The organism is Affinundibacterium amnicola, from assembly GCF_014284275.1.
In the GTDB taxonomy this organism is placed as follows: Bacteria; Pseudomonadota; Gammaproteobacteria; order Burkholderiales; family Burkholderiaceae_D; genus Undibacterium; species Undibacterium amnicola.
This window is the reverse complement of the sequence record NZ_JACOFU010000010.1, coordinates 61,354-80,164: the sequence shown is the minus strand read 5'-3', so window position 1 is coordinate 80,164 and position 18,811 is coordinate 61,354. Positions and strand designations below refer to the sequence as shown.

Below are 18,811 nucleotides of genomic sequence, written 5' to 3'. Positions count from 1 at the left end.
AACTTTTGTATTCAAGACGTAGTCCTATATCCGAATTTTTGCATAGCTTTAGCCAAAAGAAAATTAGCACTCTTGTTTGTCATGCAAAGCTCGTTTATTGGTGTTTTCCTTGTGATTTTTGGAGATTAAAGATGAAATGGATATTCGCAATATTGATGCTCAGTTTCTCGTTTATGGTATCTGCACAAGAGAAGCAGGAAGCCAATGGGAGTCAAGTTGAGGCTTTGATCGACAAAGTGAATCTGGCACAAAACAAGGTAATGATGCGCAATTCAACACCGCAGGATGTTGAGGCACTTTTTGCGATGTACTCTGATGATTTTACTTATGTGCATGCTGCTTATGGCGGCATTTACTCGCGTGAGACATTGTTGGGCAATACCCTCAGAATACAAAAAGCTGGTCGATACAATTTAGAGGAAGGCCGCTACAAAATTCTGCGTGTCATTGCGGGGCTAAATGGTGCCGCGATTGAGCGTATGGAGAATAAGTCGGGAAAGATTCATCTTTCTGTATTTGAATTCAAGGATGAAAAAGTTTCAAAAATCACAGAGTACTGGAAGTAATATAAGCTCAAAATCTGTCGTTTCCACGAAGGCGGAAATGGCAGTTCTTCTTGCAGAGTTTAACCGAACACTATTTCATAGGACTTACGCAAAATAGACGCTGGCGTCCTTGTGTTTCCTTGTAGTGCTCGATAACGGAGAAAGCCGTATTGACCTCAAGAATAAAGGGAGCAAGTAGGGTGCGCCGTGCGCACCGAAGCAGGCAATGAGCTTCAACTAGCGCAATTTTGCATAAGTCCTGCTACAGGCAAAGCCCGCCTAAAAAATTCCCCAAGTTGATCCAGTAATAATGCATAAGCTGACTACGTGCATACGAATAAGTTTATACTCGCCAATTCTATTCGTTCCTATTCCGCTAGCATTCGTTAATGATCGCAGGTCAATTCTTATTCTTATTCAGCGCCTTGGGTGCGATGAACGGTATTTTCTTAGCGATCTATTTCTTTAGTCGCCGTCCGCATCGCTTGGCAAATAGTATGTTGGGAGCCTTATTGCTAGCGATCTCAGTACGTACGGCCAAATCAACCTTCTATTTTTTCAACCCAAATCTTGCGGTTGAATTTTTACAGTTTGGTTTATCAGCATGTTTGTTGATCGGACCTTTGACCTATCTTTATGTGCACTATCATCTGAGCGCTTTACGACAAGATGTTGCGGGGCGCGAATGGTGCTGGCATCTCGGCTTGTCTTTTTTTGTGATCGCTCTTGGTCTGCTCTTTCCCTATTCTGAGTATCGTTACATCTGGCGTCATTGCACGTATGGCATACATGCCTTTTGGTTCTTATATTTATTGGCGGCTGGTTGGCAGTTGTGGCAATCGCGTGTGATTTTGTTCGACGGGGCAGCGCGTATTTCCCGTCATACTTTGCTTCTTCTGAGCGTTTATGGCAGTAGTGGCTTGATTTTGATTGCTTATCTGAGCACCCCATTTACCTCGTATATTGTCGGCGCTTTATCCTTTACCTTTTCTGTACACATCACGGTTGTCGTATTGATGTTGCGTAAAGAAGCTGTCGTTGAGACGGAAAAGAAAGAAAAGTATCAAAATCGTAAATTGGCTGAAGACGATGCACTCAGCTTATTGATCTCGTTGAATCAAGTCATGCATGAGCAGCAATTACATTTAAATCCGAATTTGACGCTAGCCTTACTAGCCAAGAAAACGGGTAGCTTGCAAACCACCGTTTCCCAAGTCTTAAACGACAAGCTGAATAAAAGTTTTAATCTTTATGTGAACGAGTTTCGTATTGATGAAGCCAAAAAACTTTTGCTCAATGAGCCACATTTGAACATGGAATTAGTCGCCGAACGTTGTGGCTTCAATTCCAATTCCACCTTCTTCGCCGCGTTCAAAAAAATCACAGGACAGACCCCTGCCAGTTATCGCGCAGCTTCTAGCGCTACGACTTCCCCATAGCGCATTGTTCTCTGAAATTATGATTCTGGAGTCCTGAATCATGGTTTGGAGCAGCAAATATCCTTATTTAGCTTACATTGAACATCTGCAAAACAGGTGTTCATAGCCGTGCGCGCTTTTGACGTTTTCGAATTTCAGTTCGCTCTGAACGCCGATTTGTATTTGAATAATGAATATCTATTTTTCGGATTAAGGTGAAGCGATGAATCAAGGTTTCTTAGTACGTATTATTTTTCTTCTTTGCTGTTGGCTAGGCATGGCAATTCACGGTGTTGCCGCTGTGTCTGCGGCGACTAATAATATCAATGTTAGTGACGACGAAAAAGGTATTAAACAAGCGATACACTGGTATTTGAATGGCACCAGTTATAACGATCAAAGTCAGATCAACAAAGCCTTTTATGTTAATGCACGTTTATATTTACCGGGCAAGGACGATGCCATGCGTGAAATGGGTGCATTGGAGTATGCGCAACTTTTCCCTGAGGATAAAAAAGGGCAATTTAATGGCCGACTTGGTCGTTTAATTAGCATGGATGTCACTGGCGACGTCGCTACCGCAAAAGCAGAGATTTTATTGCTTAATCCAGGCATACGCTTTGTCGATGTATTTTTGCTCAAAAAAATCCAAGGCACCTGGCAAATTATTAGTAAGACTGCGATTCGAGAAAATGCACCGCAGCATGGTCGCAAGATTCTGTTTGTGGTGTCGAATGCGCAGCACTATCCCGGCACATCGGTGAGTACAGGGAATAATTTTCCTGAATTAGCGTATGCATATCAGACCTTTATCAAAGCCGGTTATGCAGTGGATTTCGTGAGCCAGCAGGGCGGTTCTGTGCCTTTGGAAATGATCAATACCTCAGATACGGTGCAGAGGCAGCATCTTTATAGTCCTGATTTTATGTGGGCGCTGGCGCATACCAAACATCCAGCTGAGATCGCGGCGAAGGATTATGCCGCTATCAATTACATAGGTGGTGGCTCGGCAATTATCGAGATTGCGGATAACCGGGCGATACAAGCAATCGCTATGCAAATCTATGAGCAGCAAGGCGGCGTGCTTGCAGCAATTTGCCAGGGTACGCAAGGGATTAGCAATTTAAAGCAAAGTAATGGGACATACGTGATGAGCGATAAAGTGCTGACCAGTTTTCCAGATCGTTACTTGAATCAGCAATCGCCAGTTTTCAAAGCCTATCCTTTTTCTCTGGAAAACACGATTAAGCAACGCAAAGGAAAATTCACCTCTGGCGCGAATGGTAGCAGTCATATTGAAGTTGATGGTCGTCTGGTGACAGGAATGAATTGGGAATCTTCGGTCGCTGTAGCAGAAGCTGTGATTCGCTTACTCGATGGGAAGAAATGATGTTGGTTTGTGTGGCGCGAGTTTGCTTTTTTTGTCTATTGTTGTTCATTGTGCCTCAATCTCGTGCTCGAACCGAGAACGAGATTGATCGTTATGTGAAACAGATACAGCAATCACATCGAATCCCGGGTCTCGTGCTGGCGATAGTCAGAGATGGCAAGCTGATACACCGAGCTAATTATGGGCTGGCAAATATCGAATTCTCCGTGCCTGTTACCGATGACACCGTATTTCCTTTATTTTCCAGTACCAAGATTTTTTCGGTAGTCGCGGTTCATCGATTGATAGAGCAAGGCAAATTATCGCTTGATAGTAAGTTAGTGAATTTTTTGACGGATTTACCTGAGGCGTGGCGTGAAGTAAAAATTGAAAATTTACTGAGTCACTCTTCGGGGCTCCCCGATATTGTTGCGTATGAAAACTTACCTGAAGCAGAAGCACAACAAGCGGTGTATGCGAAGGCGATTCTATTTAAACCCGGCACTCAGTTTGATTACAACCAAACGAATTACTGGCTACTCAATCGTATTTTTCAAAAGATACTTGGGAAAAGCCTGAGCGCGTACATAATGGAAACCCAGTTTGCAGGGACACATTCTTCCGCATTTTTTGAAGGGAATCACCTTGCGGTCATGCCAAATTTTAGTACAGGTTATAACAATACGAGCGACAAACTCACTAAGCGGAATTGGCATTTTCCTCAATATAATTATGGTGCGGCGGGTTTGAATTTGAGTATGAATACTTTTCTCGAATGGAATAAAAAACTGGAAGAGGGAGCCTTAATTTCAGCAGCCAGTTTGACTAAATTACGTCAGCCCTTTGTGTATGAAAAGCCCAGAAATTTTACGTATGGTTGGGATTTAATTGAATTGAATGGTGTTGCGACTTATGGATTTACCGGTGGTATGGCGACCGCCTATCGACAAGTACCACAGAAGAAAATGACACTGATTTTGTTGGCAAACGCCATGTTCATTCCTACTGCGCAACGACCAGGTTTGGATGCAATCGTTAATCGACTGCTGATGATGGCAGAGACGATTCCATAATACGGATAGGTGTAATTGCATGTCCGAATCTGGCGATCACGATTGAGTCTGATGTTTGACAATGGAGGCTCTTCAACATCCATTTGAATAGCCCGAATCATGGAACAAAAAGTAGAACAAAAAGTAGAACAAAAAGCGCAATTTGATTTATGTTACAAAATCATTCCTATTAAATCGACGTTCTTACAACGTGCTCGTGTTGTCGGCATAGACGACCAAGCTCAATTGGTGGAACGATTGATCGCCAGCGGCGGTGAACCGTGCAGAGACAGTTTGCGTAGAGCGGTAAAAGGCGAAGAGTTGATATTGGCAAGTTATTGCCCGTTTGAGATGGCGGGTCCGTACAAAGAATACGGACCTGTCTTTATTCACGCAAAAGCGTCCACTGAGATATTTCCGTCGCACCTGACTGAGTTAGTCAAAGCTGAGTATCTCGGCCAGCAATTTGTTTTGCGTGCTTATTCCATGCAGGAACGCATAGTCGATGCCTGTCTGACTTCACCTGTGCAATGTGAGATGGACGTCAGAAGATTATTCGAGCGCGAGGATGTTCAGTTTATCTTGGTCAGGTTTCCGACTTATGGTTGTTATGCTTGCCGAATTGAACGTCGTTAGCCGCCTTCGATCTCACTTCTTGGGTTTGCTATACCAAAGTGCGTTCACAATAATCCATCGATCTCCAAAGCGCCCCATGTGGAAATAATCGACAAACCATGGTGTTTCCAGACGCACGGATGCTGCATTATCAGTGACATCGAGAATCTTACAACTTCTGTCCCACTGTTCTTTTGGTGTTTTTAAGGCGCCTTGTTTGGTCAAGCTGACCAGCTCTTCTTTCGACATACGACGTAAGCCAAGGCGTTCGTCCGGCGTGTCACCAATCGCTGCGCGTTTTGCCAGATCAGGATGCAATGATCTGGCAACGCGTTGCGGATTGCCTTCTAATTGGCCGTCAATATAATCAAAACATGTCGCTTCAATGGCTGCGATGGTCGCTTTATCAGGTTCGGCAGTTGGCAAGCTTGAAAGTGCCAATAAAGTGAAAAAATTTGCGATACTCATAGCGATCCCAATAAGATTTTGTCGATACTTTTTTATGACAGTGCAGGTCTGATTTAGTTCATGACTGTTAAAAACGAACGGATATCAATCTGCATGTAGAAAGCGCGTCTGAAAATGACTGGGCATGCAAACACCGAGGCAGCATTGGTTTATTGAATATCTTGCAATCAATCTAAATGCTAACAGGCTCTAGTCTTTAGTCAAAAACTTGGGCGCAGTAAGCGTTTGGAGTAATATCTGGCGACGACAGTCATTTAACCCAGATTTTTCATTAGGCGCATTTTCGGTCATTTTTTTTCGTTCTTCGTTGCAAATAGCTCGCTATTTGCGCCTCATTCACGTAAAAACTGCCTCGAAAAGTGCATCCACCATCGTCTCAAATCCTAATAGAAATTCTGGGTTTAAGCTTTGTTGCGGCCTTGAACACGCTGCTATTTATTTCAAGCTGTCAGCGCATATTAAAAAGGATGTACGATGTTTTCAGGTGTATTTCTGTTGACGGTGCTATTAATGAGCCCTTTGAGCCCTGTGGACCCTGTGAGCCAGACATGCAGTTGTCCGACGACTTTAAGCACGGATCAGCAAACGGTGGACGCTATGATGCACAATGCGGTGATGGTTTTTGTTGGTAAAGTCACTGCTGCAAACTTACCAGGGCTAAATACACCTGGCCGGAGTTTTCGGTTTTCTGTACAAGAGAATTTTAAAGGCGCGCCTAAGAATTCGGTGGTCGTTTTCTCTGCATTACGCAGCGCCGAATGTGGAACGACGGTTGCGGTTGGTAAAACTTATTTGGTTGCCGCTTATGGTAATGCGAATGCGCCGATCATACAATCTTGTGATCGACCTGAAGAGATTGATTTTGTCGCTCAGCGACTAGCACTATTACGCCGAAAATAATCATGAGCTTCCCTGATGAAGAATGTTTATGATGTTCATTCACCTAATTTGTTAAGTTTTTTGAGTTAATGTAATGACCGAGTTTATCGTACGCCCGATGCAGCCAGAAGATATGGACGAGATTTTACTCGTGCAGGCGGCTTGCTATAGTGGCGATATTCCTGAGTCTGCGATTTCATTACATGCAAAGTTAAACGCCTCACCTTTGAGTTGTTTTGTTGCGACGATGAATGATGAATTGATCGCCTATCTCATTTCTTTGCCCTGGACTTCATCAGCTCCGCCTGCGCTGAATGTGCAAGTTTGTGAAATTCCATCACAGCCTGATTGCCTATATCTGCATGATTTATCCGTGCACCCATATGCGCGTGGCACAGGCGTTGCGAGAGCACTCATTGATTGTTTTTTTGCTCGTTGCGCACAGTGGCAAATGCGACGTACATGCTTGGTTGCTGTTCAAAATTCGGCACCCTATTGGCGACGATTTGGATTTCAAACAGTGCCATTGACGCCCATCCTACAGAGTAAGCTAGCCAGCTATCCAGATGAGGCAGAATTTCTAGTTCGAGAAATATGGACGCAATCAAGTTGATATAATCTCACCTACCAGCAGGACGACCTGCTGGCTTTGTATTTCTTGGGGACGACCCCTTCAATACTGAAGGAATAAAGATGAACTCAATAACGATGAACTCCATAACCATTAATTGGTTGATCCTGTTGTGTGCTGGTCTATTTGAAATTGTGTGGGCAATTGGTTTGAAGTACACCGATGGATTTACACGTTTATGGCCAAGCGTCATCACTGCTTTTGCGATGTTAATTAGCGTGACTTTGCTGGGTATTTCTATGAAGACGCTACCAGTTGGCACCGCTTACGCCGTGTGGGTGGGTGTCGGTGCGATTGGTACCGCGATTCTTGGCATCGTCTTGTTTAACGAGCCAGCAAGCCTTGCTCGAATACTCAGTTTATCGCTGATTTTACTTGGCATTATCGGGTTAAAATTAAGCACTCCACATTAAGTGTCATCGTCTCTGCTGCCACTATTCTGCCTCGCATTTTTTTAATTTCCCTATGATATGAATCTGACTTATTCACTATTGCTGTCCTCTTTGCGAGGCAGATCTTCCTTCGTTGCCAAAGCTCTTTTTTTGTTATCGATGTTTGGTTGTAGCCCAATATTCGCACAGAGTAATACCCAATCGAGTGAATATGGGCGACGCTTAGATCTGGAAATCCAGGTCAGCGCGGAAGACATCGCAAGGCTTGCCAACTTCCAGCCACCGGAAGAAAATAAAAAAATTTCCGGCCCGATGGAATCAGTTACAGCAGCATCTGAGCGTTGGCTGGGTGAATCGATCAATGCTGGCAAAGATAGTGGTCCCTATACCATGCTTGTTATCTTAAAAGGTAAAGCAAAAGCTGCTGGTGATGTCAGCACTTTGTGGAATTCAGGTTGGGATTTTAATGATGGAAGCGCTCGCACTTCGGCTTTTCCAGGGCTCTCTAAAATTGGCGTCAAGGCGGGTGAGAAAGTGGTGATGAGTAAGGCGACCTCGCCTATTCGCTTTAAAGAATCACGTGCAGTGCGACCATTATTGGAATTAGTCAGAGCTGATAATTTTGAATTGGAATCAATGACTGTACAGGTTTGGTCTGGCGTTGGCGAAAGCTCTTGGAAAGATATTTTGCTGTCATTTCGCTGGCTGTTAGGCGGCCTGGTTTTTCTTTTATTGCGATGGTGGTGGGTGAAGCGTTAAGTTGAGATGCCATCTTCAGTTTTGCCAAGGTGCAGGGTTCAAGCTTCGTTTCAATTCATCTAAAAATTGCATGGTTCGTGCTGAGCGTTGCGCTTCTTTGCTACCTAACAAGGCGACAATATCTGCATTTGGCAATTTGTATCGCGGTAGAATTTTGACTAGCTGACCTGTGTTGATTTCGGCCGCCACATCCCATTCTGAGCGCAACATAATGCCATAGCCATCGAGCGCCCATTGTTTAACGACGCGCCCATCATTGCTGGCGAGTTGTGGACTGATACGTAGAGTTTCATCTTTTTGCTTGCCATTCAGTCGCAGACGCCACAGTGTGACATCTTCTGCATTTTCTCGTAATGCCAAGCAATGATGTTGACGTAATTCTTGCAAAGTTTTTGGTTGGCCGAATTTTTCCAAATAACTAGGCGCTGCGCATAAAAATCGCTGATTCTTCGCCAGTACCGATTTGATCATCGTGGAATCATGCAGCTCACCGATGTGAATGATCAGATCCCAGGCTTGCGATGGTTGATGTTTGGGGTTGTCTGATAGCTCTAATTCCACCGACAAATTCCGATGCTGTGCTTGAAATTGTGCTGCCAGCGGTGCGACGTACTGATTGCCAAATCCAAATGGCGCTAAAATTTTTAAGCGACCCACCAAACTATGTTTCTGTTGGCTCAAAGTCTGATGCAGGTCCTCCATTTCCGCCAGTATCAAAATCGCCCGTTCTGATAATAATTGACCTTCGTCTGTCAAGCTGGTGTGCTTACCTTGGCGATGTAGCAATTTGATTTGCAACTTTTCTTCTAGTAGCTGCAGCCTTTGCGTGACGGAAGGCGGCGTAACATGTAATGCACGTGCCGTTGCTGCCAAGGATGTGTGGCTGGCTAATAAGGCAAAAAAGCGTAGATCATCGCTGCTTATCATTAGGTTTGACCTTAATGTTAAATTTAGAAAGTGTTAATTTTACTCTTTATGTAAAAGGCTTACACTCTGGCTTAATTAATGACGAAGAATAGGATTCTTATGTTGAAGTTATATCGCTGGGTTTCGATTTGTACGATTGTGCTGTTTTCTCAAAGTGGATTGGTCTTTGCGCAAAGTTTGCTGACGCCTGCGCAGTTGCAAGAAGATTTGCAATTCATCAAAAAAGCGATAGCGACGATCCATCCAGATTTAGGATTTAGTGCGGATTTACCGCAATTGAACGTGCGCTTTGCGCGTATAGAGCAAGAGATAAAACAGCCTATGACACGGGATCAAGCTTGGCGTAGTTTTTCGCAATTGAATCCGTATTTTTATGATGCTCATGTGACGGTGACTTTTCCTAGTATTGCCGATGAGGTTGCAACACATTTGCGGCATGGTGGCGCTTTCTTCCCGTTTGAAGTGCAAGTCGAGACCGATGGTAGCGCCCGTATTCGTAGTGATTTAATGGGCGATACAACTTGGGCTGGTGCGCGTATTTTACAAATTAATTCAGTACCGATGACGCAAATCGTCAAGGACATCCTAGTGCATGCAAGTGGCGATTCGCCCGGCTTACAAGCGAATTTGGTGTCAAGACGATTTTGGTTTTTTTATTGGAAGCTCTTTGGCGATTCCAGTCATTTCGATATGCAGATTGCGACCACAAGGGGTGAACAACATTTGCGCTTGCAGGCAATGCCGATAGAGCCAACCTCGGTAAAAAACAATCAGGACTTTAAGCAGCAATTTCAGTTTGAAATATTAGATAACCATACTGCCTTGTTGACCGTGAATACGTTCTATTCGAAAGAGCACAAAGCTTATCTGGCATTGATGCAAGACGCTTTTAGTAAAATTCGCCAGGCGGGTATCAAAACCTTGTTGATCGATATACGTCAAAATACGGGAGGTGATGATGTGATGTGGAAGGAAGGTTTGCTGCGCTATATTGCCAATCAAGCTTATCGCAACGGTTCTTCGTATACCAAAAAAGTCTTGGCTGGACGTGCCAGTGCAACAGAAAAAGTGGGTGACATCGTTCACGGGCAGGTCGATACTTGGGTGCAGCCGGAGCCGGATCATCCTGAGCATTTCGGCGGTAAAGTTTATGTACTAGTAGGACGTTTAACGTATTCCTCTGCCGTGTTGTTCAGTAATGTTGTGCAAGATTTTGGATTTGCTAGCTTGGTTGGTGAAACTGGTTATGCCCGCACGCGACAAAGTGGCGGTACCAATCTCGAACACATTTTGCCGAATAGCCGACTAGAAATTACACTGCCACGCTTCATTTTGGATAGACCATCCGGCAAGAGAGAGCCGGCGCTCATTCATCCTGATATCGTGCTTCCTGATAACCCGCTTGATGCCAGAGAGATGATTCGACTTCTGATGCAAAAATTAAGTGCGGGAAAAAATTAAGGCTTTACGAAGTTTGAATAAGCTTGCTACAATAAAAAACGAATCGCCTTGTCGGTTCGTTTTTTTCAATCTCTAACAATAATAAAAAAAAGGAGCTCATCATGAATTCAATCAACCTGCACTCTCAACACGCTTTTATTTTTAGCGGGTTGCGTCAGGCATAATCGTATTTCTAATATCGGACTTACGCAAAATTGTGCTGGCTAGGCGGGAAGCCGAAGACAGTACGGTTGTACGGCGAGGCGAACCAACAACGCCAGCGTCTGTTTTGCGTAAGCCCTATAATATTTGCTTGAACCAATTTATCGGATTCAATTCATAATATGATGTACAGCTTTAGTTGATAACTACAGCAGCCTGGCGACGACCTGCATTTTTCACAGGTTGAAACGCAATGGGCAATTCCTCATTACAAATCATCGCAGATAATATTTCTGTGATCGCCTCACCAACAACATGGATTGAAGGAGGCGCAATCCAGCAATTACAAACGACAGCAAAATTACCCGGCATGCGTCGGGTGGCAGGCATGCCTGATTTACATCCGGGGCGCGGCTACCCGGTGGGCGCAGCATTCTTCTCTGTTGACCGGTTTTATCCCGCCTTAATCGGTGGCGATATCGGTTGCGGTATGCGTCTCTTAAAAACCGATTTATCGACCGCTAAATTATCTCTCGATAAACTTGTTAAACGTTTAGGCAATCTTGATGCGCCTCTAATTGATCAAAGTGATTTCTGGCAAGAGCGGGTGAACTCTTGCCAGATGCAAGACACGGGTTTTGAACACAGTTTGGGTAGCATAGGCGGCGGTAATCATTTCGCCGAGTTGCAGCAGTTTGATGCAATTTTCGATCAAACTTTATTCGCAAGTTATGCGTTAGATCGCAAACAAATGATGCTCTTGGTACACAGCGGTTCACGTGGCTTTGGTGGACAGATCTTACGTCAACATATCGATCAATTTGGACATGAGGGCCTGCTTGCTGAGTCGGCTTCCGCTGCTGCATATTGGGCGCAACATGCGAGAGCTTTGCAGTATGCGCAAGCAAATCGCAGTCTGATTGCCGAGCGCATTTGTGCGAATTTGTCGAGTGCTGCCGAAACGGTATTGGATATCCATCATAATTTTTTGAGCGAAATCAGTATCAATGGTGAGCATGGTTTTTTGCATAGAAAAGGCGCCACACCAGCCGATCCGGGCTTACTGATTATTCCTGGTTCACGAGGTGATTATTCTTACTTAGTGCAAGCACTCGACGCGGAATTGTCTTGCCTCAGTTTATTTTCTCTCGCACATGGCGCGGGCAGAAAATGGATGCGGAGCGAATGTGAAGCACGTTTGAGCAAACGCTATACCGCCGCACAGTTGAGTAGAACGGCTTTAGATAGTCGCGTCATCTGCCACGACAAAGGTTTGATTTTTGAAGAAGCGCCTGAAGCATATAAGTCGATTGATAGTGTGATTTTTTCCTTGCAAGAAGCGGGATTGATTCATTTGGTCGCTAAGCTCAAACCACTCGTGAGTTACAAAACTTCGGGAGCTTGCTGCGTATGATATTAGTGCAAATCACAGCAGGACAAGGTCCCGCGGAATGCTGTTTGGCCGTGGCAAAAACCTGGCAAGTATTGCAGGTCGAGGCTGAGCAACATCACTGTCGCTTAGACTTGATCGAAGCAGTAATTGCTGAGCATCCAATGACTTATAAATCATTATTACTTAGCCTTGAATCTCAACATAGTGAGCAAAATTTGGACTGGATTCAAGACTGGCAAGGTAGTTTGCTATGGATTTGTGAAAGCCCTTATCGCTTGCGTCATCCACGTAAAAACTGGTTCATCGGTGTGCGCTTGTTTCAAGCTGAGGCAAGCGCTATGGATCACAGCATACGCTACGAAGCTTGTCGTGCCAGCGGCCCTGGCGGGCAACATGTGAACAAGACGGATAGTGCGATCCGCGCCACCCATATTGCCAGCGGAATCAGTGTTAAAGTGCAGACCGAACGCAGTCAATACGCGAATAAGAAATTAGCAAATCTCTTGATCGCGCAAAAATTGGCGGCATTGGATGCGCAACAAGCACGACAACAACGCGGTCAACGTCGCTTGGCGCATTATGATCTGGAACGAGGCGCAGCACAGATGGTGTTTAAAGGTTTGAATTTTAAACGATGCTGAAATATTTGAATGAAAGTAAAAAAGACAAAATGCAACCAAGATTAAAACAGAAAATTCTCGACGTTTGTGAACGCAAGATTGCGCAAAAAGGGGGCGATGTTGGCTTATCTTTTTACGCCTTCTTTGCGAATAAAAATGATGATCCAGAACTCTTGATGGAAGCTGCTACCTGGTGGATCATGACGCACAAGTTTGATCATTTTGAAAAAGCTGAAAAGATTAAAAGAATTGTCGAATCCATGTAGTTTTTTATCGCTGTTGTTTATACATAAAGGAGTCATAAGGCTATGAGACCATTTTCAGAAGATATTAAGAAATTTAACGGTATTTATAAACTGCCTGTCAGTGTCACGCCCACACTCGATGTCGGCGTCCCTGCTGCAGAGCGGATGGCGGCGTTTAAAGATATCTTGATGGAAGAAGTGCATGAGATGGATGACATCATTGCCGCGCAAAATGCAGGGAAAGATCCACTTGAAGTCTTGACTATGTTGGCAGATTTGCTCGGCGATATTCAAGTTTACTGCGCATCAGAAATGGCTAAATTTGGTTTGCCTTTAGATCAGGTATTGTCGATTATTATGCAATCGAACTTTTCTAAGCTTGGTGCGGATGGTTTGCCGATTTACGATGAGCGCGGCAAGGTCATGAAAGGCCCAAATTACTGGAAACCAGAGCCAAAACTGCAAGCGATGTTAACCGAGTTGGCAGCGAAAAATTCTTCATCGGAATGACTCTATGCATAAGAAAATCCTGTATGGCCTGATGCTGGTATTAAGTCTTGGTGTAGCGGCTTACGCCACGATTGCCTATGCCGCGTTTCCTTTGGGAAGTTTGGTGCATCCCGATATGAAAACCAATTTTGAAAATCATCGAGTTGCTGTTTACCTGCATATCTTTGCTTCTAGTTTGGCTTTATTGATAGGTCCATTTCAATTCTCAAAACGCTTGCGTGCGAGTCGACCGCAATTACACCGATGGCTGGGTAAGATTTATTTGGGCTTGGGTGTGCTATTAGGTGGTTTAGCTGGCTTGTTGATGGCAGCTTTTGCTTATGGCGGTTTAGGTTCCAACTTGGGTTTTGGGCTTTTAGCATTACTGTGGTTGTTCACTGGTGCTCGGGCGTATTGGGCAATCCGACAAGGCGATATTGTCAGTCATCAGCAATGGATGATACGCAATTTTTCACTGACTTTAGCAGCGGTCACTTTGCGCATTTATTTGCCTTTGTCTATGGTGCTCGGGCTACCGTTTGAACTGTGTTATCCGATTATCTCGTGGCTGTGTTGGGTCCCCAATTTGCTCATTGCAGAATGGAAGTTTAATCGACCTATGTCGGTTTAAGATTTTTAAATTTTTTGTCCTGAATTGAAGTAGAAAAGAAGGGAAATTGATGCAGCGATTACATCAAAAAGTCGCTTTAATCACCGGCGCGGCGCGCGGCATTGGCGAAGCTATCGCGCGCGCTTTTGTCGATGAAGGCGCGATCGTGATTGTTACCGATATTGATCATCAATTAGGAACTGCAGTAGCTAATTCCTTAGGAGACCGCGCCATTTATCTGCCACTAGATGTGCGTGATGAATCTGCATGGCAAGCCGCGACGGCCGAGGTTTTGCAGCGCTTCGGAATGCTCCATGTACTGGTGAATAATGCGGGCATTACTGGTTTCGAAAATGGCTTCGAAAATGGCTTTGTTGCTCATGATCCTGAACATGCTAGCTTATCGGATTGGCGTGCAGTGCTGGCGACCAATCTTGATGGCGTATTCTTGGGATGTAAATATGCGATTCAAACCATGCGAAAAACCGCTGTTCGGGGATCGATTGTTAATATTTCGTCCCGTTCTGGTTTGGTTGGCATTCCTGCTGCAACTGCTTATGCAGCATCTAAAGCGGCAGTGCGTAATCACACCAAATCCGTAGCGCTCTACTGCGCGGAACAAGGCTTGCCGATACGCTGTAATTCTATCCACCCAGCGGCGATATTGACGCCGATGTGGGAGCCTATGTTAGGGCAAGGCGATGATCGAGATGCACGTATGCGAGATCTAGTGCGTGAATGTCCGATGAAACGATTTGGTATGCCGCAAGAGGTAGCGACGGTTGCAGTTTTGTTGGCGAGTGATGAAGCTGCTTACATGAACGGGAGCGAACTCAATATCGATGGCGGAATGTTAGCTGGCTCAGTTGTGCGACCGGTCAGTTAAAAACGATTTACTATTTATAGGATTTACGCAAAACAGACGCTGACCTCGTTGGATTCACCTAGTCAGTGCAATTTTGCGTAAGTTCTATTTATTTTCTTAAGATGTATATTTGGAGTGTTAATTTTTAAGATTTACGATCGCGGCCAAAAAAATAGTTAATAACGCCCGATAAATTTCAAGACGCGTTTTGCCTAAGTAATCGACAATCTCGTTGATTATCCCGCCAACTTCTTCTTCAACAATTCATTCACTTGCGCAGGATTCCCTTTACCCTTGGTGGCTTTCATCGCTTGACCAACTAAGGCGTTAAACGCCTTTTCTTTGCCCGCGCGATATTCATCGACTGATTGCTGATTTGCCGCCATCACTTCATCAATAATTTTTTCTAAAGCGCCGACATCCGAAATTTGTTTAAGACCTTTCGCATCGATGACTTTGTCCGCCAGATCGACATCGCTTAATGGTGCTTGCCACATTGCTGCAAATACTTCTTTGGCGATTTTGTTGGAAATTGTACCGTCGGCGATGCGTTGTAATAACAATGCGAGTTGAGCTGCATTGACTGGGATTGCAGTGATGTCTATGCCTTCACGATTGAGAGTGGAGGATACATCGCCCATCAACCAGTTCGCAATTTGCTTTGCTTGTGCGGCCTTATCGCCATCTGGAGAGGCGGCAATGGCGGCTTCAAAATAGGCTGCCATCGCTTTTGATTGCGTGACGATCATCGCGTCGTAATCGGATAAACCGAATTGCGTGATGAAGCGTTCACGCATTGCTGTCGGCAGTTCTGGCATGGTGCTGCGAACTTGCTCTACCCATTCACGACTAATGCGTAATGGTGGCAAATCTGGATCAGGGAAATAGCGATAATCTTGCGAATCCTCTTTGCTGCGCATAGAACGTGTTTCTTTACGATCAGGATCGTAGAGGCGAGTTTCTTGCACCACGGTGCCGCCGTCTTCGATCAATTCGATTTGACGACGTACTTCGATATTGATCGCTTCTTCGAGGAAGCGGAAAGAGTTCAAATTTTTGATTTCGCAGCGCGTGCCGAATTCTTTTTGACCAACTGGACGCACGGAGACATTGGCGTCGCAACGGAACGAGCCTTCTTGCATATTGCCATCGCAAATATCTAACCAAACAACTAGCGAGTGTAAGGCTTTGGCATAGGCGACTGCTTCGGCAGCGCTGCGCATCACTGGTTCAGTCACGATTTCTAATAGTGGTGTGCCAGCGCGATTGAGATCAATGCCGGTCATGCCTTGATAATCTTCGTGTAGCGATTTGCCCGCATCTTCTTCCAGATGTGCGCGGGTTAATTCAATTACCTTCACTTCCGATTTGCCATCTTTCTCAACGACGCAAGTGACCGTGCCACCTTGCACTACGGGGATTTCAAATTGACTAATTTGATAGCCTTTTGGCAGATCCGGATAGAAGTAATTTTTACGCGCAAAGATCGATTCCGGTGCGATGGTGGCGCCAACGGCTAAGCCAAATTGGATGGCTTTTTCTACCGCGCCTTTATTCATCACCGGCAAGACGCCGGGTAAGGCCAGATCAACTGGGCTGGCTTGCGTGTTTGGTTCTGCGCCAAATTGTATGGATGAACCGCTGAAAATTTTGGAGTTGGTTTTGAGCTGTGCATGTGTCTCAAATCCGATAACGACTTCCCATTGCATAATGAATCCTTCAATAATACCTTCGTGGTGTATCTATGTTTTTAAGCTACTCTCTCGCCAGAGGGTTAGGGGCACTGCAATTCAGTTGAGCTATCTCGTAGGGCGGGTGAAACCCGCGCTGCTTAGGTGCTCGATGTTCTGACGGCGCGGGTTTCACCCGCCCTACAAATTTACATCCTTAACTTAATCGACATGAGGGCCTTATTATTTGCTTCTATTCTGGCGTCTTCGTATGCCAATCGGTCGCTTGCTGATACTGATGCGCGACATTCAACAATTTCGCTTCTGCAAAATAATTGCCGATGATCTGCAAGCCGACCGGACGTTTGCCGTTCTTTTCACCCTGACCAAAACCACATGGAATAGACATGCCAGGTAAACCCGCTAAGCTAGTCGATAAGGTGAAAATGTCGGCTAAATAATTCGCCACCGGATCGTCTGATTTATCACCAAGATCCCAAGCAACTGTCGGCGCAACTGGGCCCATAATCACATCGCATTGTTCAAATGCAGCTTGGAAATCCTGCGCAATTAAGCGGCGGATTTTTTGTGCTTGCAAGTAGTAAGCGTCGTAATAACCATGTGATAAAACATAAGCGCCAGTCAAAATGCGGCGTTTGACTTCTTCACCAAAACCTTCAGTGCGGGTCTTACGATACATGTCGTTCAAATCTTTGTACTCAGCTGCGCGATGACCATAACGCACGCCATCGAAGCGACTCAAATTTGATGAGGCTTCGGCTGGGGCGATGATGTAATACACGGGGATCGATAACTCAGTTTTTGGCAAAGAAATATCGACCAGAATTGCACCCATTTTTTCGTATTCTGTTAAGGCGGCGCGCACTGCTTGTTCTACATCTTTGGCGAGACCTTCACCGAAAAATTCACGTGGTACGCCGATGCGTAAACCTTTGATGTCTTGATTTAAATTTCGTGAAAAATCTTCTTTGTCGCGTTGCACGCTGGTTGAATCTTTTTCGTCGAATCCCGTCATCGCATTGAGCAGCCAACTGCAATCTTCTGCGGTCTGCGCAATCGGGCCGCCCTGATCGAGCGAGGATGCAAATGCGATCATGCCGAAACGTGAGACGCTGCCGTAAGTGGGCTTGATGCCTGTTACGCCGCAGAATGCAGCCGGTTGGCGAATCGAGCCACCAGTGTCGGTGCCAGTTGCTGCTGGTGCGAGGCGTGCAGCAATTGCTGCGGCAGAGCCACCAGACGAGCCACCTGGAACTGCGCTGAGATCCCACGGATTTTTTACTGGCCCAAAATAAGAGTTTTCATTGCCCGAACCCATAGCAAATTCATCGCAATTGAGCTTGCCCAAGGTGACTGTGCCAGCTTGATTAAAGAGTTCAATGACGGTTGCATTAAACGGGCTGACGTAATTTTCCAGCATGCGTGAACCTGCTGTGGAGCGCCAGTCGCGTGTGACGAAAATATCTTTGTGCGCGATCGGAATGCCCGTCAATGCGGTGGTGTTGCCTTGGGCCAAACGCAGGTCGGCAGCGGCGGCTTGTGCCAATGTCAAAGCGCGATCAACATGGGTAAAGGCATTGAGATTGCTGGTTTCGATGCGGCTTAGATAATGTGCCGCTAATTCACTTGCGGAGACTTGTTTACTCTGCAGCATGGCAGAGAGTTGTTTCAATGAGTGCGTGTGCATGGATTTTCTCAGCGTATTCTTTGATTCGTAGCTTCATGCCAGCATTGTTTGCTTACTGTGCTGGCATGCTTAAAATGACTGAATGAGGGCGTTCTATTCTATGACTTTTGGTACGAGATAGAGGCCATCTTGAGTCGCGGGTGCGACTTGTTGATATTCTTCGCGATGATTACTTTCGGTAACTTGATCTTCACGCAAACGCAAGCAAATCTCCGGCATCAGCGCTGCAATCGGGTGGCTTAATGGCGCGACGCCCGTGGTATCGACAGCCTTTAACTGCTCGGCGATAGAAAAAAAGCCATTGAGCTTCTCTAAGCTGCTGTTGGCTTGTGCCTCGGTTAATTCGAGTCGTGCCAGATTGGCGATACGTTTTACATCGTTCAATTCTAAAGACATGGTTTACCACGCCGCTTGGCGCGCCAAAATGATGTTAATAACAATAAATAGTTGCGTGAAACTTGTGCTTTCAACCATCCGCGATGATGCTGGATTATGAATTTTTTATGCTTTTCAAGCCTTGTAAAAAGCGCCAAAAAAAGTGCAAATTCTATTTG

21 protein-coding genes are annotated in these 18,811 nt (G+C 45.2%); 16 read left to right on the top strand and 5 right to left on the bottom strand.

From position 1 onward, the window contains the following. Positions 1-131 precede the first annotated feature (131 nt). From H8K33_RS18315 to H8K33_RS18295, 5 genes are all read left to right on the top strand, one after another. Positions 132-566, top strand: coding sequence for a nuclear transport factor 2-like protein (locus H8K33_RS18315; protein WP_186892515.1), 435 nt, complete (start codon positions 132-134; stop codon positions 564-566). 368 nt (positions 567-934) lie between these two features. Further along, positions 935-1,984, top strand: coding sequence for an AraC family transcriptional regulator (locus H8K33_RS18310; protein WP_186892514.1), 1,050 nt, complete (start codon positions 935-937; stop codon positions 1,982-1,984). Positions 1,985-2,186: 202 nt separating this feature from the next. Then, entirely contained in the window at positions 2,187-3,353 is a 1,167-nt protein-coding gene (locus H8K33_RS18305) for a nuclear transport factor 2 family protein (RefSeq protein ID WP_186892513.1), read from the top strand. Between the two features lie 50 nt (positions 3,354-3,403). Next, complete coding sequence (locus H8K33_RS18300) at positions 3,404-4,405, top strand: serine hydrolase (protein WP_186892512.1); 1,002 nt, start codon at positions 3,404-3,406, stop codon at positions 4,403-4,405. A gap of 99 nt (positions 4,406-4,504) precedes the next feature. Continuing rightward, positions 4,505-5,020, top strand: a complete 516-nt coding sequence (locus H8K33_RS18295) for a DUF1203 domain-containing protein (RefSeq protein WP_186892511.1) — start codon at positions 4,505-4,507, stop codon at positions 5,018-5,020. A gap of 12 nt (positions 5,021-5,032) precedes the next feature. Here the strand turns inward: H8K33_RS18295 and H8K33_RS18290 are convergent, their stop codons facing one another. Continuing rightward, positions 5,033-5,467 (bottom strand): nuclear transport factor 2 family protein, encoded by a 435-nt coding sequence (locus tag H8K33_RS18290; protein WP_186892510.1) that lies wholly within the window; start codon positions 5,465-5,467, stop codon positions 5,033-5,035. Between the two features lie 474 nt (positions 5,468-5,941). Here H8K33_RS18290 and H8K33_RS18285 point away from each other — a divergent pair, with 474 nt between their 5' ends. From H8K33_RS18285 to H8K33_RS18270, 4 genes are all read left to right on the top strand, one after another. Beyond that, positions 5,942-6,367 carry a hypothetical protein gene (locus tag H8K33_RS18285; protein WP_186892509.1) on the top strand — a complete coding sequence of 142 codons (426 nt, stop codon included), beginning with the start codon at positions 5,942-5,944 and terminating at the stop codon, positions 6,365-6,367. Positions 6,368-6,440: 73 nt separating this feature from the next. Continuing rightward, on the top strand, positions 6,441-6,959 hold the full coding sequence (locus tag H8K33_RS18280) for a GNAT family N-acetyltransferase (protein ID WP_186892508.1): 519 nt from the start codon (positions 6,441-6,443) through the stop codon (positions 6,957-6,959). Positions 6,960-7,039: 80 nt separating this feature from the next. Continuing rightward, positions 7,040-7,390 carry a quaternary ammonium compound efflux SMR transporter SugE gene (sugE, locus tag H8K33_RS18275; protein WP_281387353.1) on the top strand — a complete coding sequence of 117 codons (351 nt, stop codon included), beginning with the start codon at positions 7,040-7,042 and terminating at the stop codon, positions 7,388-7,390. Positions 7,391-7,528: 138 nt separating this feature from the next. Beyond that, positions 7,529-8,128 (top strand): hypothetical protein, encoded by a 600-nt coding sequence (locus H8K33_RS18270; RefSeq protein ID WP_222613493.1) that lies wholly within the window; start codon positions 7,529-7,531, stop codon positions 8,126-8,128. Between the two features lie 15 nt (positions 8,129-8,143). Here the strand turns inward: H8K33_RS18270 and H8K33_RS18265 are convergent, their stop codons facing one another. Continuing rightward, positions 8,144-9,055: a LysR family transcriptional regulator gene (locus tag H8K33_RS18265; RefSeq protein WP_186892506.1), complete on the bottom strand. Its 912-nt coding sequence runs from the start codon at positions 9,053-9,055 to the stop codon at positions 8,144-8,146. A gap of 99 nt (positions 9,056-9,154) precedes the next feature. On the opposite strand from H8K33_RS18265, the gene H8K33_RS18260 reads away from it, so the two are divergent. The 7 genes from H8K33_RS18260 (at position 9,155) to H8K33_RS18230 (ending at position 14,900) form a co-directional block, all read left to right on the top strand. Further along, on the top strand, positions 9,155-10,516 hold the full coding sequence (locus H8K33_RS18260; protein ID WP_186892505.1) for a S41 family peptidase: 1,362 nt from the start codon (positions 9,155-9,157) through the stop codon (positions 10,514-10,516). 394 nt (positions 10,517-10,910) lie between these two features. Further along, positions 10,911-12,071, top strand: a complete 1,161-nt coding sequence (locus tag H8K33_RS18255; protein ID WP_186892504.1) for an RNA ligase RtcB family protein — start codon at positions 10,911-10,913, stop codon at positions 12,069-12,071. Further along, the gene (gene prfH, locus H8K33_RS18250; RefSeq protein ID WP_186892503.1) at positions 12,068-12,691 is read left to right on the top strand and encodes a peptide chain release factor H; all 624 of its coding nucleotides are present in this window, start codon (positions 12,068-12,070) and stop codon (positions 12,689-12,691) included. The genes H8K33_RS18255 and prfH overlap by 4 nt, the downstream gene beginning before the upstream one ends. Positions 12,692-12,696: 5 nt before the next feature. Then, the gene (locus tag H8K33_RS18245) at positions 12,697-12,936 is read left to right on the top strand and encodes a DUF6500 family protein (RefSeq protein WP_246443720.1); all 240 of its coding nucleotides are present in this window, start codon (positions 12,697-12,699) and stop codon (positions 12,934-12,936) included. Positions 12,937-12,978: 42 nt separating this feature from the next. After that, the gene (locus H8K33_RS18240) at positions 12,979-13,425 is read left to right on the top strand and encodes a nucleoside triphosphate pyrophosphohydrolase family protein (protein ID WP_186892502.1); all 447 of its coding nucleotides are present in this window, start codon (positions 12,979-12,981) and stop codon (positions 13,423-13,425) included. 4 nt (positions 13,426-13,429) lie between these two features. Then, positions 13,430-14,035: a DUF2306 domain-containing protein gene (locus H8K33_RS18235; RefSeq protein ID WP_186892501.1), complete on the top strand. Its 606-nt coding sequence runs from the start codon at positions 13,430-13,432 to the stop codon at positions 14,033-14,035. 49 nt (positions 14,036-14,084) lie between these two features. Then, positions 14,085-14,900 (top strand): glucose 1-dehydrogenase, encoded by an 816-nt coding sequence (locus H8K33_RS18230; RefSeq protein ID WP_186892500.1) that lies wholly within the window; start codon positions 14,085-14,087, stop codon positions 14,898-14,900. Positions 14,901-15,115: 215 nt separating this feature from the next. Here H8K33_RS18230 and gatB read toward each other — a convergent pair whose 3' ends face one another. From gatB to gatC, 3 genes are all read right to left on the bottom strand, one after another. After that, positions 15,116-16,603: an Asp-tRNA(Asn)/Glu-tRNA(Gln) amidotransferase subunit GatB gene (gene gatB / locus H8K33_RS18225; RefSeq protein WP_343043847.1), complete on the bottom strand. Its 1,488-nt coding sequence runs from the start codon at positions 16,601-16,603 to the stop codon at positions 15,116-15,118. 199 nt (positions 16,604-16,802) lie between these two features. Further along, positions 16,803-18,257: an Asp-tRNA(Asn)/Glu-tRNA(Gln) amidotransferase subunit GatA gene (gene gatA / locus H8K33_RS18220; protein WP_186892498.1), complete on the bottom strand. Its 1,455-nt coding sequence runs from the start codon at positions 18,255-18,257 to the stop codon at positions 16,803-16,805. Positions 18,258-18,350: 93 nt separating this feature from the next. After that, the gene (gene gatC / locus H8K33_RS18215) at positions 18,351-18,653 is read right to left on the bottom strand and encodes an Asp-tRNA(Asn)/Glu-tRNA(Gln) amidotransferase subunit GatC (protein ID WP_186892497.1); all 303 of its coding nucleotides are present in this window, start codon (positions 18,651-18,653) and stop codon (positions 18,351-18,353) included. Positions 18,654-18,811 lie beyond the last annotated feature (158 nt).

What these genes read in the sequence shown, in the direction of transcription:
- H8K33_RS18315 (WP_186892515.1), top strand. Translation starts at nt 132, where the DNA reads ATGAAATGGATATTCGCAATATTGATGCTCAGTTTCTCGTTTATGGTA.
- H8K33_RS18310 (WP_186892514.1), top strand. Translation starts at nt 935, where the DNA reads ATGATCGCAGGTCAATTCTTATTCTTATTCAGCGCCTTGGGTGCGATG.
- H8K33_RS18305 (WP_186892513.1), top strand. Translation starts at nt 2,187, where the DNA reads ATGAATCAAGGTTTCTTAGTACGTATTATTTTTCTTCTTTGCTGTTGG.
- H8K33_RS18295 (WP_186892511.1), top strand. Translation starts at nt 4,505, where the DNA reads ATGGAACAAAAAGTAGAACAAAAAGTAGAACAAAAAGCGCAATTTGAT.
- H8K33_RS18290 (WP_186892510.1), bottom strand. Translation starts at nt 5,467, where the DNA reads ATGAGTATCGCAAATTTTTTCACTTTATTGGCACTTTCAAGCTTGCCA.
- H8K33_RS18285 (WP_186892509.1), top strand. Translation starts at nt 5,942, where the DNA reads ATGTTTTCAGGTGTATTTCTGTTGACGGTGCTATTAATGAGCCCTTTG.
- H8K33_RS18280 (WP_186892508.1), top strand. Translation starts at nt 6,441, where the DNA reads ATGACCGAGTTTATCGTACGCCCGATGCAGCCAGAAGATATGGACGAG.
- sugE (WP_281387353.1), top strand. Translation starts at nt 7,040, where the DNA reads ATGAACTCAATAACGATGAACTCCATAACCATTAATTGGTTGATCCTG.
- H8K33_RS18270 (WP_222613493.1), top strand. Translation starts at nt 7,529, where the DNA reads ATGTTTGGTTGTAGCCCAATATTCGCACAGAGTAATACCCAATCGAGT.
- H8K33_RS18265 (WP_186892506.1), bottom strand. Translation starts at nt 9,055, where the DNA reads ATGATAAGCAGCGATGATCTACGCTTTTTTGCCTTATTAGCCAGCCAC.
- H8K33_RS18260 (WP_186892505.1), top strand. Translation starts at nt 9,155, where the DNA reads ATGTTGAAGTTATATCGCTGGGTTTCGATTTGTACGATTGTGCTGTTT.
- H8K33_RS18255 (WP_186892504.1), top strand. Translation starts at nt 10,911, where the DNA reads ATGGGCAATTCCTCATTACAAATCATCGCAGATAATATTTCTGTGATC.
- prfH (WP_186892503.1), top strand. Translation starts at nt 12,068, where the DNA reads ATGATATTAGTGCAAATCACAGCAGGACAAGGTCCCGCGGAATGCTGT.
- H8K33_RS18240 (WP_186892502.1), top strand. Translation starts at nt 12,979, where the DNA reads ATGAGACCATTTTCAGAAGATATTAAGAAATTTAACGGTATTTATAAA.
- H8K33_RS18235 (WP_186892501.1), top strand. Translation starts at nt 13,430, where the DNA reads ATGCATAAGAAAATCCTGTATGGCCTGATGCTGGTATTAAGTCTTGGT.
- H8K33_RS18230 (WP_186892500.1), top strand. Translation starts at nt 14,085, where the DNA reads ATGCAGCGATTACATCAAAAAGTCGCTTTAATCACCGGCGCGGCGCGC.
- gatA (WP_186892498.1), bottom strand. Translation starts at nt 18,257, where the DNA reads ATGCACACGCACTCATTGAAACAACTCTCTGCCATGCTGCAGAGTAAA.
- gatC (WP_186892497.1), bottom strand. Translation starts at nt 18,653, where the DNA reads ATGTCTTTAGAATTGAACGATGTAAAACGTATCGCCAATCTGGCACGA.